The organism is Peribacillus huizhouensis (genome assembly GCF_014138605.1).
Taxonomy (GTDB): Bacteria; Bacillota; Bacilli; order Bacillales; family DSM-1321; genus Peribacillus; species Peribacillus huizhouensis.
The window spans coordinates 56,276-71,704 of record NZ_JACJHX010000007.1; the positions used below are offsets into that span (position 1 = coordinate 56,276).

Below are 15,429 nucleotides of genomic sequence, written 5' to 3' on the forward strand. Positions count from 1 at the left end.
GTGATAGTTAGTCTTGTTTGATTAGCGCTAAAGCCTCGTTAGAGTATTACTACGAACCCATTCAATAAACAAATAACGAAACTCGACGCATGGTCATGTCTATGTCTTTAGTCAAACTTTCTCTTTATTAAATCTAGGTAGCATTGTAACTCGCCTAGTTTTGTTTTATTGCAAAATTGAAGCGACCGGTATTATACGGGCTGCCTTTCTCTTGAATCTACAAAGCCATCCCGTTAAACCGGGATAATTGGTGTTTATAATGTGCAAAGTCAAGACCTTAAATACTCCTTATCATTCTATTAAGCTCTTGGATGAAACTTTGTATACACATCTTTCAAACGAACGTTTGTCACATGGGTATAGATTTGCGTCGTTGAAATATCAGCATGCCCGAGCATTTCCTGTACCGCCCGTAAATCTGCTCCATTCATTACTAAGTGCGTTGCAAACGAATGCCGTAATGTATGTGGCGTCAGTTCTTTTTCAATGTTTGCTTCTTTTGCTAATCTTTTTAAAATTTTCCAAAAACCTTGCCGAGTCAACCGATTTCCATGATGATTCAGAAATAAAGAATCAGTTTTATAGTTTTTACTTACAAATTTTCCGCGAGCTTGAACTATATACTGATCAATAGCGAAAAGCGCTGTTTTTCCAATCGGAATGATTCTTTCTTTATTCCCTTTACCGACACAACGCACAAAGCCCATTGTCGAGTGTACATCAGATAAATTAAGATTAATCAATTCACTTACCCGCATTCCTGTTGCATATAACAGCTCAAGCATCGCTTTATCTCTAAATCCATAAGGTTCGATAAGCTTTGGAGATTCTAGCAATGATTCTACTTCTTCCATACTTAGCACTTTTGGAAGGCTTCTTTCTGGCTGTGGTGATTCAATATGTACAGATGGATCTTGGTCTGTCACTTTCTCACGAATGAGAAATTGGTGAAAGGACCGTATCGATGCAATATGTCTAGCAATTGTTTTCGAGGATTTTCCTTGGTCTTTTAAATGAGCAAGAAACTGGATAATGTTCGTTCTGCGAGAATCATTCCAACTAGCCAATTGACAGACATTTTTTAAGTAAGTCCGATATGATTTCAAATCTCGCTCATAGGAAACAAGGGTATTCGCAGCAAGCCCCTTCTCTATAGTCAGAAAGTGAATATAATCTCTTATTTGGTCTTCCATTGGCATTACTCCCCATTTAAATAAAACAGCATAAGTCTGCTAAACCAGGTCTCTTCTTCTGGATCTTCCGCTGTTGTTACTTTAATTGCAGTTCCTTTCGGTTCATCATAGCGATGATACCCTTCAAACTCTTGATTTAACCATACCATGCCGCTATAAAAAAGAACAGTAAAGCTCACAAAGAGCAACAGTACCTTTAAAGTATGAAGTAACATGGAAAATGATGTCTTCATTTCTACCCTCCGTCCCCTCATTATTCAAGATGCACTCGTTCGTACACAGTTCGAATAACTTGTCTTACTTCAATCTATGCCAAGTAAGAAAGGATTTATACGGATTTTCACTTTATTTAAGGGCAATATGCAAAAAAACCTTCTCCTAAGGATAGGAAAAGGCTGCGTAACTCATTCAGTCGCTTTATCATCTTCTGTTTTTTCATGACATCTGTGGCAAATTCCGTGGAAGGTCAATCTATGATCTTTTATCTTAAAATTCCAATCACGTTCAACGATCGTTTCTACATCTTCAAGCAAATCTTCCTGAATTTCGTCCACTGCCCCGCATTCAACACATACAAGATGATGATGAAAATGCGCTGCGCCCTCTTGTCTTAAATCGTATCGGGACACTCCATCACCAAAGTTAATTTTATCAACTATTTTTAATTCAGTAAGCAATTCAAGCGTACGATATACAGTTGCCAAGCCTATCTCCGGCGACTTCTCTTTGACAAGGAGGTACACGTCTTCAGCGCTTAAATGATCCTCTTCATGTTCAAGTAAAACGCGAACGGTCGCTTCTCGCTGAGGCGTCAATTTATAGCTGGACGAGTGCAACTGCTTTTTTATTCGATCGATTCTGGTCTCCATACTTTTCCCTCCCGCGCCGTATCGTTTCTATTATATCAAAAGAGGGAAAACTGTCAAAAGAGAAAATCGCCATTTGCTTATTTTTTCTGTAGAAAAGGGGCAGGGCTTTGCAAAACCAACTCCGGACAGCCACGTTTATAAGGTGATGCCGTCATAGAACCTGAACCTTTTTCATCATCGAATTGGGAGCTAGCGCTCACGGATGTTTTTTCCCGCATTAACGGTCAAAACCCCCACCTTAAAGCTTAGCGGAATCGAGGAAGCTTGAGGGATAACTGTCTAATCTAGTTGCGGCTCCTAGCCCCTCGAAGTCATAAGCTGTAATACTCTGTGGCAAACTACGCCAATACGTATTCCTTCTTATACTTGTCGGACTATCACAGGACGTAAGCGCGATCTTAGGAGACGTTCCCACACCATTCGCCTCGCTTTTTGATGTAAAAGCCCGATGTGATTTTTCAATGGTATAATTGAGGCCCACAGGACGTGGGTCACACAGACGTAGACATGAGGACGCGGCGTACTTAGTCTGTGATTCATTGATTCGGGTTCGTACTGTCCGATTGATCGAAGCTGTCGCTGCGATCTTAGCGACAGTAGAACGGGACTAACAACCTGTGGAAGATGAAGCCCCCCACTGATTGAAATTTCACTTTATCTATTTAGTAAACTAACAACATTTTTCATTAAAGAAGGAGATACATAGGCTTCAATTGCACCTGCGCAAGCTAAAAAGACGATCGATACGGTCAATGCTAATATATAGCGCATGATAATCGGTTTTAAAGGCTCGCGAATTTGTTTCATGAGAATTCTTTGAATCATTTTCACAGATAACGAAACGGAAATGACTGCGATAATGATAAATACAGGCACGATAATAATATTTTGCGGCAAAATCGAAACAAACGAAAGCAAGAAGCCCCCCCACCCCATTTGACTAACCAAGAAGCCAACCGTAAATCCGACTACCATACCCTTTAAGAACAATAGCACCAAAATCACAGGCAGGCCAATTACTGACACTCCTAATATCCACATAAACGCTATATATTTCACATTATGCGCAACACTTTGGGTAAACATGTCCCAATCAGCTGCAATTTTCGCCTCGGATACTTGTCCAAAAAATTGTGATAAATAGTAAAATAAGTCATCGCTCTGAGTAAAGCTCAAACTATTTACAAGAATGGCCCCAAAGATCACTCCCATTAAAAATAGGACAGTAATAAACACATACAATGAGGAATGTTCGTTGATATGATTAATTGCTGCGTTTTGTACGACGGATTTTTTCTTCATCTTTTTTCCTCCTGACTATTGCTTAGTAGATTGTATGACGAACCGTGTTTATTATGACTCTGGATTTTTTTGAATATATACATCTATTCTTTTTTTCAGACAACGGTTATCTTTCGTGATATAATTTTCCAATTAAACTTTTAGATATATAGGATGAATTTTTTTGGCGCCAATGGCCGTCGATCAGTAAGCATCTAAGGAGGTAATGAAATGAAGGCGATATTAAAGGATTTCCCAGAGAGAATTGAAACAGAGAGGCTTTATATGAGACCTTGTCGGCCAGGAGATGGGTATGATGTCCATCGGGCCATTTTACATTCCCGCGATCAGTTAAAAGAATGGCTTCCCTTTGCAATCCATGAGCCTGTTTTGGAAAATATAGAAGAAAATATCCGCAGTGCTTATGCTGATTTTATTTTGAAGGAAGATATTCGGTTACATATCTACCGAAAGAAGGACGATGCTTTCATCGGTTCAACTGGACTTCACAGAATCAACTGGAATGTTCCTAAATTTGAAATCGGCTATTGGATTGATACTCGCCATAGCAAACAAGGTTATATCACAGAGTCCGTCTGCGCTTTAACCGATTTCGCATTTGACTATTACCAAGCAAAGCGAGTTGAAATCCGCTGTGACCCGAGCAATCTAAATAGCAGACGGATCCCTGAGAAATTGGGCTTTATTCTGGAAGCTATTCTTCGAAACGATAGTATAAGCGTAGATGGAAAATCAGTACGGGATACTTGTGTTTTTTCGAAAATCACAAAATAAAAAAGAGGATGTCCCATAAGAAAGGTCAGACCCTGCAACTACAACCCATAGTTTAAATAAACTGTGATGAGTGTTGGGTTAAACTCTCTTAAGACATCCTCTTTCTCTGCAGTTATATAGTATCGCCGTAATCTTTGTTCCTTGTTTTAGTGTTTTTCACTGTTAAACTTGCCTGTGATTGCAACGAGAGACGATCGCTTACTGTGGGCGGTCCGGGAGCCTCCTCGGCACTATGCACCTGTGGAGTCTCCCTTTGACTCGCTTTTCCACCAGAAGTCTCACGCCTTCCGCTCCAATCATCATAGTGGCAAAATCAACAACGTGCTTTAACATAGCCACCATTCAATTTATTGCGAATGATTCTTCAATGAAATCACTCTTCAGCTTTCACCTTGCCATATCTTCCACCGCCACCTGTCTCAATCACCAATTGACCTTTACGTGCCATATCAATATAACGTGCGATTTTATCAGGAACGACTTGATTTAATTGTTCAAAGGTTGTTTCATGCAAAATATTCATTTCCGAGCCGAAATAATCCAAAAGCTTGTCCATTGTTTTCGGTCCAAGTCCTGGAATGAAATCGAGTGGAATTTGATGAATATATGGAGGTCGTTCGCGTTCATTATGGATGTTATTTATATTCGCTAACTCATCAATCCGAATTGCAACACCTTTGACGATTGCTTTAGCTCCGCATTTCAAACATATTTTCGTATTTGCCTCAGCGGGCGCAAAACATTTCGCACAAACTGTATTATGATACTTGCCTAGCTTCGGGTCTAGTCCATAATTCGTGACAACCCTTCTGCCATTGATTTCTTGAAGCGCCATTCTAAGCTCAGAGAAACTCGGTTCTTTTAATTCCAGTTTTTGATACTCCCTAGCAATTTTTCCGAGTGAATGAGCATCAGAGTTCGTAATAAATACATAATCGTTCAGCTCATTTATTTCTTTGGCCATACTTGTATCCGAACTTAATCCTAGCTCTATCGCGTCAATAAGTAACGGGTCAAATACTTCCGTTAGACTTTCTGTGACTCCTTTTCCATACAAGCTTTTAAAGGGGGTGAACACATGGGCTGGAATGAACAAACCATTTAGTTCTTTCACTTTTAACTGCAGCGTTTTGCCGTCGCAATAAACACGTTGGGAGCTAAGTTGAATATTAGTTACATGTTGTTCTAGCCAATTTGAGAACAGTTTCATCTTATCTATTGTCGGAAAATAAGCTAACACATGCACCGGACCTTGACAATAGCTATCGTACACTTCGATTTCTGATCCAGGAATGAGGGTCGTTTTGCCAAACCGCAAACCGCCTCCTGCTAATTCAGTTACACTTCCCTGCCTCATTAACTCAGTAATCTCTTCAATGACCTCTGGTGAATGACAATCAATAACACCAATCATATCCAACCCTTTACGTTCACTTGATACCATTAACACTTCAGATAATGTTAAGGACTTGGCACCAGTGATTTTAACTGCTTTACCGGTCCATGTCCGGCCGATGTGAATATGCAGGTCTGCATAATATTCATTCATTTACTTGCCAATCGCTTTTTGTAATTGTAAATATTGAACTGCATATGCCGTTTTTGCATCTTTGATTCTTCCTTCTGACTCATACTGGATAGCTTCTTCTAAGGTTAGTTCCATTAGTTCTACAAATTCATCATCATCCGTCTCGGCTGGCTGTTCAATTTTTTGCAAACCGTGAGCCACATACATATGTACAATTTCGTCAGCAAATCCAGGTGATGTGTAAAAAGATGTAAGATGTTCCATTTCGGCACATCCATACCCAGTTTCTTCTTCTAATTCCCGTGCAGCAGAAGCAGCAGGATCCTCTCCTGGTTCAAGCTTACCCGCAGGAATTTCTACAAGACTTCTTTCCATGGCCTTGCGATACTGCTCGACCATAATAATCTTCCCTTCATCGGTTACGGCAATAACAGCCACCGCTCCTGGATGCTTAATAATTTCCCGCTTGCTCGTATTCCCGTCTGGCAATTCAACTTCATCAACCTGTAGGCTGATGATTTTTCCTTTAAATATAGGCTGTGACGTTAGTGTTCTTTCTTCAAATTTCTTCATTCTGTCCCCTCCTTGTTCTACTTCTAGCATGTTGGTTCATATATTTTACCATAATAATGCATGTTCAAAAAGCTGGATCAAAAAAGTCAACGAGTTTGAATTCATACGTGAGGATCGGAGAGATGAAGATATTTGACAGCTCTTTTGACCGGACTTTTTGAACAACCTCTAATGCTGGGGAGTGATTTTTATGAAGGTGTATATCTTGGAAAAAGCAATTGTTCTTACAGGTAAGAGTTGGGAAATTAAGCAAAAACTTAAAGAATTTCAAGTGAAATATGAATTTGTCAGTGATTGGATTAACGACATTCACACACCGAAAAAAGAATCAACGCCTACTCGTATTAAGTGAAAGACATTCTATTACTTGATTATTTTAAAGCGAACGAAAACTTTCGATTCAGATAATGGTAATTCTTTGAGTTAGTCGCCTTCCTCCATTACAATTGATTTATATTAAATTTTCAATTGAAACAGTCATGATAAGGAGTGAAAGCATTGGAAAAGAGAAAGTTAGGGAATTCTGACCTACAAATTTCTAAGATTGGTCTTGGCTGTATGTCGTTAGGAACAGATGAGAACCATGCAAAAGAAATTATTATGGCTGCGCTTGACGAAGGCATTAATTACTTTGATACGGCAGATTTATATCATTTTGGTCAAAATGAAAAGATTGTTGGTAAGACGCTTCAGTCAATCCGTGCTGATGTGGTGATTGCCACAAAGGTTGGTAATCGCTGGAATGAGAGTCATGACAGTTGGAGATGGGATCCTTCCGCAGATTATATAAAAAAAGCAGTAAAAGATAGCCTACATCGTCTGGGGACGGACTATATCGATCTCTATCAGCTTCACGGAGGCACGATGGAAGATAATATCGAGGAAACAATTGACGCTTTCGAAGAATTAAAAAAAGAAGGGTACATCCGCTTTTACGGCATTTCCTCTATTCGCCCGAATGTTATTAAAGAATTTGCAAAGAATTCCACCATCGAATCTGTGATGATGCAGTATAGCCTGCTTGATCGCAGACCTGAAGAATGGCTACCGCTTCTTTCTGAAAATAATATCAGCTTGATTGCCCGGGGCCCCGTTGCCAAAGGACTTCTGAGCGAAAAAATGTTAGAGAAAGCTTCTGAAAAGATGAGACAGAACGGATACTTAGATTATAGCTATAAAGAATTAGAACTCATTCTGCCGCATATAAAAGAAAAACTATCTCCACGCAATCTGAACGAAACGGCATTACAATATGTTCTGTCCCATCCAGAAGTCGGGGCAGTGATTCCAGGAGCAAGCTCCGTACAACAACTTCGTGAAAACTGCCGTGCTGCTAGTGGCACGCCACTTTCTGAAGAAGAAATTCTATTCCTAAAACAACTGACGAAAGCAGGAATTTACGACAGCCATCGTGATTAACTAGGAAGGTGCAGACCTCGCAACTATACCAGCTCAAATTAAGCGTAAGTACCGCTTTAAACTGTTCATAGTGTGCGAGGTCTGTCCCTTTCGTACTTATTTATAATTTTTCCAATTAAGATCACTTTCACCAAGCAGTTCTTCAAACGACTTGTTTTTCTCCCGTAATCTTCGTTCTTCTTTTTGTTTCGCCTCTTCTGCTGCTTTTTCTGCCGCTTGAGCCTCTGTTAGCTCTTTCTGTTTGCTTTTAAGCTGAGCCATAATATCCCCGCCGATTAAATCGCCAAGTTTTAACGAATCGTCTTTCTCTCTTTTTGGATGTTGTTGCTTCGTTTGCTTTTTCTTCATCGTTAAAAACCTCCTCTAAATTCGTACCTATTAGTATATCATGATTGCTTCATTGTTAGGATTCATTTGTCATCTGATTCTGCCAGCTATATAATGATAGTATTTCATGGAAATCGAGGGATGTAAGATGAAAAAAGTTTTTTTTGCGTTAGCCGGGGTGCTAATTTACATAATCGGAATCGGCATCTATTTTTCCAATCGAGTGATGTTTATGAAGAAAAAAGAAGTTGAATTTATTAAAAATCGTGAAATTACAGCAAAACGCTTAAATCCTCAAGATTTTGCGGGGTTGCCGAAAATGGAAAGCTGGGTCAATTCACCATCAGGATATCGATTGAAATGTATTTTTATAGAGCCACATGAATCAAATAAATGGGTAATTATTTGCCATGGCGTAACGGAAAATAAGGTGAACTCTATTAAATATAGTTCGATATTTCTTGAACGTGGCTTTAATACTGTTATTTATGACCATCGCCGACACGGAGAATCTGGCGGTAAAACGAGTAGCTATGGTCATTATGAAAAATTCGATTTACAAGCGGTAATTGCTGAGTTAAAAAAACAAAAAGGTGATGATCTTCTAATCGGTATTCATGGTGAGTCCATGGGTGCGGCCACTTTACTTTTGTATGCCGGAATGATTGATGATGGGGCTGATTTTTATATTGCCGATTGTCCGTTTTCTAATTTTGACGAGCAGTTACAGTATCAGATTACAAAAGAAATCCCTTTGCCTGCCTGGACAGTACTTCCAATTGGGCGTGCTTTTATCAAGCTTCGCGACCATTATTGGACGAGTGAAATCTCTCCAATTGACTTTGTACATAATATTAAGAAACCCGTTCTGTTCATTCATAGTCAAAATGATTCGTTCATACCAGCTTCGATGACTGTTGATTTATTTGAAAAAAAACAAGGGCCGAAGCAATTATATTTAGCGGTTAAAGGTGCACATGCTCAAAGCTATAATGAAAACCGCAAAGAGTATGAGCAGGTGATTGATGATTTTCTTGATAAATATGTATTAGCTAATAACGAAAAAACCGCTTTGTAGGAATTCACCCGCAAAACGGCTTTTTTTCATACTGCTTTATCCCGGTTTAACAGGCGTAATCTCGATTGGTTCAATTAACCACAAATAGTAATTTTCCCTATTTATGGGAGTTTCACTTTATTATGAAAGCTTAATCGCGGATTCAGCATACCATTTGGGCTTTTTAGCTGAAAACTATTCACTTCCGGTACAAAATCAATTTTCATTACTTCGTCGAAGAAAACGGCTTTAGTACGCTCTATATATACAGGCATAAGATTCGTGTCAATCTGCACGTCATCTGCTTCAGTTTCTGACACTAGCCATAATGCCGTTACACCACTCATCACACAGCCGCAGCCTTCTGTATCATACTTTATTTTCATATAGCCTTCCTGACCATTAAGCATTTCCGTTATTTTCTGTTGAGCCGTCTCTGTCCATTCAATTTTCATACTTTCCACTCCTTATCGTGCCCTATTATACCGAATCTCTTCGATTGCGTTAATTATTTTGCTTATAAGCCGATTAATCAGTAAGCAAATCTCAGGTGTCTTGATTTGTAAAATAGAAACGCACATATTTACTTATAGCTTGGTAAGGTTCTTTTCCTTTACAATTAAAAATACTACAATAGTGGGTAGGAATAATTGGGAATTTCTGCTCTTAAATTGATTATTTCCTCAAGTTACTAATCCTTAGGAATAGAGAAAGGTGATTATGATGCATTTATTGGCAGTTTTGATTGGCGGTTTTTTCGGTGCTGTATGTAGGTACGGGGTAGGTATAGGGTTCCCTGCACAACACGGTTTTCCTATAGGTACATTCATCATAAACTTATTTGGGTGCCTATTCCTAGGCTGGTTTCTAACATTTATCGGTCAAAAGAAAACAATCAGACCTGAAGTTACTTCGTTGATTGGAACAGGGTTTACCGGCTCGTTTACGACCTTTTCTACCTTTTCAGTAGAGACTATTCATTTATTCCAAGAAGGACTATTTTTTCTTGCATTGCTTTATGTTTTTGCTTCGACAATACTCGGCTTACTATTCGCTTATATAGGTCGAAAATTAGCATTATCACACCAACAAACAGGAGAGCTACTATGATTTGGTTAATTGGACTAGGCGGTTCATTAGGAGCTGCTACTCGATTTTTATTAGGTCGTTTCATTACGAACAAAACGCAAAGAGTGTATCCATTCCCAATAGGTACATGGTTAATTAATTGTACAGGTTCATTTTTACTTGGAGTTCTTACTAGTTTGCATCAGACATATCAAATCAGTGACTTGGTTTTTGCATTTTTCGGTGTCGGTTTCTGTGGTGCCTATACGACTTTTTCTACTTTTGGACATGAAACAATTACTTTAATTCAAGCAAATCACATAAAATTAGCTGTCATTTATGTGATCACTTCTGTTATTATAGGTACTCTTTCAGCATGGGCTGGTCTAGTGATCTTAAATTAGAAACGAGCGATCTAAATTTCACTATTCCAGCTAATGCAGCTGGCTAAACTCTCACCCATCTACCAAGCAGGATTACTTGATCATCTTCCCCTGTATCAATGGAGTTGTTCTGATATCAGGCTTTTTCGTTTATACTCCTACCTTATCTTTAGTCTTCTCTTCTGGTTAAGCTTATTTCTATAACGAAAACGCGTCGTTTTCTAACCTAAACATTCATTCCACATCTAAAATCCTCTCTAAGTTTAAAATTGGAACATCCTCTTCATTCATGAACTTCAGCCAGTTTTCATGTTGATTTATTTTCGTAATCCAGCACCAAAATTGACGGGATTCATACGTATCAGAATATGTTATCGTAATAGATTGTTCATTTTTAATAGAGTCCATAATAATCCTGTTAAGTTTTTCATAGTGGTCCTGGTCCAAAAATGGTTGTTGAAATTCTTTTTGCTTGAGTTTCCTGTTCATTAATGCTTGTTTATGCTCGAGTAAAAACATTCGACTAGATTCCCATAATTTATTTCCCCTTCTTAAATGCTCACTCATTTATAATGACCTCCTATTTTTTGCGACCTCTCAAATACTTGACTTGCCGGCTTCAAGGATGCAGCACGAATAACAGCCGTCATTCCAAATCGTTTTTTTAGATCATCGATTGTATAATCTAGCTTCCTTTTATCCTCTGCCAAACCTCATCGGACACAAGGTTTGTTATGCTTATTCCAATTCTTCTGATCGGCTGATCATTCCAAAATTTTAAAAATAGTTCCCATGCAGCATAAAAAATTTCCATTGTATGATTGGTTGGCTCATTAAGCTTTCTTTCTCTATGAAAACCAGTAGGAAAATCAAAACTGGCACCACTACAACTTACAGAGATGGTCCCCCATCACTTTAGAATTCCTCGCACGAAAAAAGTTTAATCAAAAATGTCCCTAAAACCGTTGTTTAAGAGCAATCTGATCTTGATCCTCCAAATCATATGATCGAATCCTTTGCCCCAATAATCCTTTAACAAATAATTAGGGTCTCCAAATTTCTTTTTCCAGATTTTTTGTGCACTAATATATCCACTATCTAAACAAAATTCTTCTATGCCTTTACTCTGTAAAGTAAAATACATTGTATTCAATAGCAAATTCCCTACCCCCATTCTCTGGTAGTCCGGCTGAACAAATACTGTACCTATCTCATTTAGCTCTCTGAAAGTGTTATTTGTACAATTACATATGAGATCACTTGCTGGGCCATATTCAATTGAACCAATAATTTTATCCCCATCTAAAGCAATCAAAAAATATCGTTTCTCACCATTGCTTTCAAAATCACTTTCTAAGTATTTTTCCTTAACTTCGACTTCATCATTAATATCATTCAACTTCTCGCCTAAACCTTCTTTAATAAACGTATCAGTAATCACTATTCTAAAAAATGAATTTAACTCTTTTATGTCCTCAATTCTTGGCCTTCTTATCTCCACTTTAAGCACCCCAAAACTCCTTCTCAATTCAAACCGTACTTCAATTAACCTTATTAAGAACAGTTATTCACAATCTTATCTATATTTCAACATAAATATCCAATTCAACTGACAAGTTTTCTTCAACCAATCTGGCAATATAATGAAAAAAAGCGATCTTCTTTATTGAAGAATCGCGCAGGATTGTGGAAGATCGTTATTAAAGTGAGCTACCCTTTAATTTAGTAGTCTATAGAAAGAACGTTAATTCCTTCCTGGATACTAATCCCCTATTAGATTAGATAACTATTCAAACATTAATACTTTGAGGTCCTTTGCATAACAGTGTACAAGTATAGCATGTAATTGACCTCTATGATGATAAATGTGTGCCAATATTTCTAACAACCACTCATATCTTGAGTAGGTTACACCCCAAAAAGAAGTAATTTCTTGCTGAAGTTCTGCCTCTATATAGTTCAAATAGCTTTCTTCGAGTATTTGAAAATTGTCTAAAAGACCAGTCTTTATCCCACTTAAGGATCCATATTTAACAGAAGAATAAAATGCACTCATCTCATCCTGTGTTGCCCCGTTTGCAATAAGTAAATCCGCTTTACAAATGGATGCTATGTGCACTAATAGTTCACCAATTGAATGTTTATCTTGAGTAGGTCTATAATCTAAATCGGTCTCATCTAACGTATCCATTATCTCGACAGTTTTTGTTAATGCTATCTTGATTTGATTTAATGCATTAATACAGTATGTATTCATGAGTTCCTCCTTGCAGCGAATGTATATTCCGTTCATCTTATCTGTTAAAACTGTCTTATTCAACCAAGCGACCATATAATGAAAATAGCGCTGTTTCTTATTTACAGAAAAGCGCCCGATTTGTGGAAGATCGTTTTCAACTAAAGCCCCTGTAATTGAAGTATAGGAACGATTAAAAAATGTAGGTTTAAAGCGTCAATTTTACAGGTTTTTATTCAAATAACAAACTCTGAATAATTCTGAAAAGTACTAACGTAGCCATGTTTATATATTTGCGTAAAAAGCTGTATAGGCAATATTCAAAGGGAAATCCAAGAAATGTTGGTTTAACAGCATTTCTCGGATTTCGGCTTCTTTCCAAACTTTCATTTGGGAACGTTATTAACGTTTACTAGTGTATAAAAATTATTAATCTTGAGATAGATGTAACCAATCGAGTTAACCAAAAGGACTTTTTAACATATGCCTTCGTTGAAGAAGTATCAGTTAAATGAAATGATTTAACTACTTTTTAACATTTATTACTTTGTATCCAACAAATAAGATTAAAAACCAAACTGGCGCGACATATAGGGCAACACGCATATCTGGAATAAACGCCATTAACACAATAACCATTAATAAGAATGCAATGGCAATATACGTAGAAAGTGGATAAAGCGGAATTTTGAATTTCAGTTCGGCTACTCCCTCTTTCGTTTTTGACTTTCTAAATTTCAATTGTGCTAATAAAATAATCATCCAGCTTGTAATGACTGCAACAGTCGAAACAGCAGAAATATAGATGAACACTTTTTCAGGTACTACATAGTTTAAGACAACCGCAATTAATAAAACCGCTGAAGAAAATAAAATCCCTCTACGCGGACTACCGTTTTTGCTTACTGTTTTAAAATATTTTGGACCACTTTTTTGTATCGATAAGTTGTGTAGCATACGTCCTGAACCGTATAAACCACTATTAAATGCAGACATTGCTGCTGTAATTACAACAAAGTTAATAATGTGAGCCGCAGCAGGGATGCCGACGTAATCGAAAATTTGAACGAACGGACTACCTTCTGAACCAACTTCGTTCCAAGGATAAATAACCATCATAACGCCTAATGCACCAATGTAGAAAATTAAAATACGCCAAACGATGCTGTTAATAGCTGAAGGAATTGACTTGCTAGGATTTTTTGCTTCTCCTGCAGATATACCAACTAATTCAACCCCACCGAATGAGAACATAACTAATACTAGTGACATTAAAATACCATGGAAACCGTTTGGCATGAAGCCACCGTGTGCCCATAAATTATCGAAGCCAATTGCTTCACCGTGGTTGCCAACACCGAAGAAAATAATGGTTAATCCTAGAACGATCATACCGATAATCGCAACAACTTTAATCATTGCAAACCAGAATTCGAATTCTCCGTAAGCTTTTACATTTGCTAAGTTTACAAGCGTCATAATAACAAGTACTACAAGGGCAGTTACCCATTGTGGAATATCAGGGAACCAGTAGTTAATGTATACACCGACTACTGTTAATTCTGCCATGCCAACGACAATCCACATGAACCAATACGTCCAACCAGATAAGAACCCAGCAAAACGTCCTAAATATTTATTCGCGTACGTACTGAACGAGCCTGATACAGGTTCCTCTACTGCCATTTCGCCTAATGCACGCATAATTGTGAAAATAACTAATCCGCCAATTAAATAAGCTAGTAAAATAGATGGCCCAGCCATTTGAATTGTTGAACTAGAGCCATAAAATAAACCGGCCCCAATGGATCCACCAAGTGCAATTAATTGCATGTGACGAGTACTTAATCCGCGCTTTAGCTGTGAATCTTGATGATTGTCTTTCATAATGTCATACTCCTAATACGTTTAGATTTTCAAATACTTTGCTCAAAAAAGGAATAAAAAAAAGCCCTTTTGGATTAACCAAAAGGACGATTCAACTCGTGTTACCACCTTTAATTTATAAGCAATTCACATTACTTACCTTATGAAGTACGGTCATTTGACGATACTCTCGCACATGATTACGGGTGCTTACCGGCGTAGCCTACTTAGAATGATCTTTTCGGTACACAGCTCCAAGATGAATTCTCAATCGTTTTACATGCACCTCTCATCAACCGGTTACTTTCTGTTCGTAAAAATAATTGATACTATTTCTTTTCATAGCCTTTGTTCTATACAAATATTTTTGAATTGTTTTTCATTTTACAGAAAAAAAATATTTTGTCAATATAATTTTTGAAATTTCTTCATAACCCACTTAAATATAAAAGCTAAAGGAAATATTTCAACAAATGTTAGTAAAGTTCTTTTAAGAATGTTATTCAACAATCTGGCCCTTTAGTGGAGTAACATACTTGAATTTTACAACATCAGTAAGAATAAAAAATCCCTCCAATAGGAATTCTTTGTTTCATCTATAATTAATGGTTCTTTTGTAATCTTATAAATAAAAAAGGATGACCATCAATGGCCATCCTTTTTGTTATTTACTATCAAAAAAATCCACCGCAGAAGCTGGCTCCAATAATGATTAAGAGGATGAACAATACGATTAATAAGGCAAATCCTCCACCAAATCCGCAGCCGCCATCAACACCACAACCTGACATATACTTACAACTCCTTTTTTTTAAGGAGGTACTTTCATGAGCT

Annotated in this window: 21 protein-coding genes and 1 other annotated feature; of the genes, 6 read left to right on the forward strand and 15 right to left on the reverse strand. The window is 37.6% G+C overall.

The annotated features are described in order from the left end of the window. Positions 1-299: 299 nt before the first annotated feature. The 4 genes from xerD to spoIIM form a co-directional block, all read right to left on the reverse strand. Positions 300-1,193, reverse strand: a complete 894-nt coding sequence (gene xerD / locus HNP81_RS12365) for a site-specific tyrosine recombinase XerD (protein ID WP_028391616.1) — start codon at positions 1,191-1,193, stop codon at positions 300-302. Between the two features lie 5 nt (positions 1,194-1,198). Continuing rightward, on the reverse strand, positions 1,199-1,426 hold the full coding sequence (locus tag HNP81_RS12370; RefSeq protein ID WP_028391617.1) for a DUF4227 family protein: 228 nt from the start codon (positions 1,424-1,426) through the stop codon (positions 1,199-1,201). Between the two features lie 171 nt (positions 1,427-1,597). Further along, on the reverse strand, positions 1,598-2,062 hold the full coding sequence (fur, locus tag HNP81_RS12375; RefSeq protein ID WP_028391618.1) for a ferric iron uptake transcriptional regulator: 465 nt from the start codon (positions 2,060-2,062) through the stop codon (positions 1,598-1,600). Between the two features lie 654 nt (positions 2,063-2,716). Then, positions 2,717-3,364 carry a stage II sporulation protein M gene (spoIIM, locus tag HNP81_RS12380; RefSeq protein ID WP_028391619.1) on the reverse strand — a complete coding sequence of 216 codons (648 nt, stop codon included), beginning with the start codon at positions 3,362-3,364 and terminating at the stop codon, positions 2,717-2,719. Positions 3,365-3,574: 210 nt separating this feature from the next. Between spoIIM and HNP81_RS12385 the strand changes: the two genes are divergently transcribed. Continuing rightward, positions 3,575-4,138: a GNAT family N-acetyltransferase gene (locus HNP81_RS12385; protein ID WP_182502818.1), complete on the forward strand. Its 564-nt coding sequence runs from the start codon at positions 3,575-3,577 to the stop codon at positions 4,136-4,138. A 373-nt stretch (positions 4,139-4,511) separates the two neighbouring features. On the opposite strand, the gene HNP81_RS12390 is transcribed toward HNP81_RS12385, so the two are convergent. Together HNP81_RS12390 and HNP81_RS12395 are read right to left on the reverse strand one after the other, a co-directional pair. Next, entirely contained in the window at positions 4,512-5,687 is a 1,176-nt protein-coding gene (locus tag HNP81_RS12390; protein WP_182502819.1) for an endonuclease Q family protein, read from the reverse strand. Next, the gene (locus HNP81_RS12395) at positions 5,688-6,239 is read right to left on the reverse strand and encodes an NUDIX domain-containing protein (RefSeq protein ID WP_182502820.1); all 552 of its coding nucleotides are present in this window, start codon (positions 6,237-6,239) and stop codon (positions 5,688-5,690) included. 190 nt (positions 6,240-6,429) lie between these two features. On the opposite strand from HNP81_RS12395, the gene mciZ reads away from it, so the two are divergent. Continuing rightward, positions 6,430-6,591 (forward strand): Z-ring formation inhibitor MciZ, encoded by a 162-nt coding sequence (gene mciZ, locus HNP81_RS12400; protein WP_084552325.1) that lies wholly within the window; start codon positions 6,430-6,432, stop codon positions 6,589-6,591. 146 nt (positions 6,592-6,737) lie between these two features. Beyond that, a complete protein-coding gene (locus HNP81_RS12405; protein WP_182502821.1) occupies positions 6,738-7,658 on the forward strand; it encodes an aldo/keto reductase in 921 nt (306 codons plus the stop codon). A 96-nt stretch (positions 7,659-7,754) separates the two neighbouring features. Here the strand turns inward: HNP81_RS12405 and HNP81_RS12410 are convergent, their stop codons facing one another. Further along, the gene (locus HNP81_RS12410) at positions 7,755-8,006 is read right to left on the reverse strand and encodes a YqkE family protein (RefSeq protein WP_028391624.1); all 252 of its coding nucleotides are present in this window, start codon (positions 8,004-8,006) and stop codon (positions 7,755-7,757) included. Between the two features lie 127 nt (positions 8,007-8,133). Here HNP81_RS12410 and HNP81_RS12415 point away from each other — a divergent pair, with 127 nt between their 5' ends. Beyond that, positions 8,134-9,063, forward strand: a complete 930-nt coding sequence (locus tag HNP81_RS12415; protein WP_182502822.1) for an alpha/beta hydrolase — start codon at positions 8,134-8,136, stop codon at positions 9,061-9,063. Between the two features lie 101 nt (positions 9,064-9,164). Here HNP81_RS12415 and HNP81_RS12420 read toward each other — a convergent pair whose 3' ends face one another. Continuing rightward, on the reverse strand, positions 9,165-9,497 hold the full coding sequence (locus HNP81_RS12420) for an iron-sulfur cluster biosynthesis family protein (RefSeq protein ID WP_028391626.1): 333 nt from the start codon (positions 9,495-9,497) through the stop codon (positions 9,165-9,167). 265 nt (positions 9,498-9,762) lie between these two features. Between HNP81_RS12420 and crcB (HNP81_RS12425) the strand changes: the two genes are divergently transcribed. Continuing rightward, a complete protein-coding gene (gene crcB / locus HNP81_RS12425) occupies positions 9,763-10,152 on the forward strand; it encodes a fluoride efflux transporter CrcB (RefSeq protein ID WP_312859676.1) in 390 nt (129 codons plus the stop codon). After that, positions 10,149-10,514, forward strand: coding sequence for a fluoride efflux transporter CrcB (gene crcB, locus HNP81_RS12430; RefSeq protein ID WP_028391628.1), 366 nt, complete (start codon positions 10,149-10,151; stop codon positions 10,512-10,514). The genes crcB (HNP81_RS12425) and crcB (HNP81_RS12430) overlap by 4 nt, the downstream gene beginning before the upstream one ends. A 213-nt stretch (positions 10,515-10,727) precedes the next feature. Here crcB (HNP81_RS12430) and HNP81_RS12435 read toward each other — a convergent pair whose 3' ends face one another. From HNP81_RS12435 to HNP81_RS12465, 7 genes are all read right to left on the reverse strand, one after another. After that, on the reverse strand, positions 10,728-11,060 hold the full coding sequence (locus tag HNP81_RS12435; protein ID WP_182502823.1) for a YolD-like family protein: 333 nt from the start codon (positions 11,058-11,060) through the stop codon (positions 10,728-10,730). After that, positions 11,057-11,203, reverse strand: a complete 147-nt coding sequence (locus HNP81_RS12440; RefSeq protein ID WP_182502824.1) for a hypothetical protein — start codon at positions 11,201-11,203, stop codon at positions 11,057-11,059. The genes HNP81_RS12435 and HNP81_RS12440 overlap by 4 nt, the downstream gene beginning before the upstream one ends. Continuing rightward, a complete protein-coding gene (locus tag HNP81_RS24645; RefSeq protein ID WP_182502903.1) occupies positions 11,179-11,394 on the reverse strand; it encodes a DinB/UmuC family translesion DNA polymerase in 216 nt (71 codons plus the stop codon). Before HNP81_RS24645 ends, HNP81_RS12440 begins: the two co-directional genes overlap by 25 nt. Before the next feature lie 39 nt (positions 11,395-11,433). Further along, positions 11,434-12,003: a GNAT family N-acetyltransferase gene (locus HNP81_RS12450; RefSeq protein WP_028391630.1), complete on the reverse strand. Its 570-nt coding sequence runs from the start codon at positions 12,001-12,003 to the stop codon at positions 11,434-11,436. A gap of 276 nt (positions 12,004-12,279) precedes the next feature. Then, entirely contained in the window at positions 12,280-12,750 is a 471-nt protein-coding gene (locus tag HNP81_RS12455; protein WP_182502825.1) for a DinB family protein, read from the reverse strand. Positions 12,751-13,254: 504 nt separating this feature from the next. Next, a complete protein-coding gene (locus HNP81_RS12460; RefSeq protein WP_182502826.1) occupies positions 13,255-14,616 on the reverse strand; it encodes an amino acid permease in 1,362 nt (453 codons plus the stop codon). Positions 14,617-14,695: 79 nt separating this feature from the next. Continuing rightward, positions 14,696-14,947: a binding site (T-box leader), on the reverse strand. Positions 14,948-15,269: 322 nt separating this feature from the next. Next, positions 15,270-15,386, reverse strand: coding sequence for a YjcZ family sporulation protein (locus HNP81_RS12465; RefSeq protein WP_082675207.1), 117 nt, complete (start codon positions 15,384-15,386; stop codon positions 15,270-15,272). Positions 15,387-15,429: the final 43 nt, after the last annotated feature.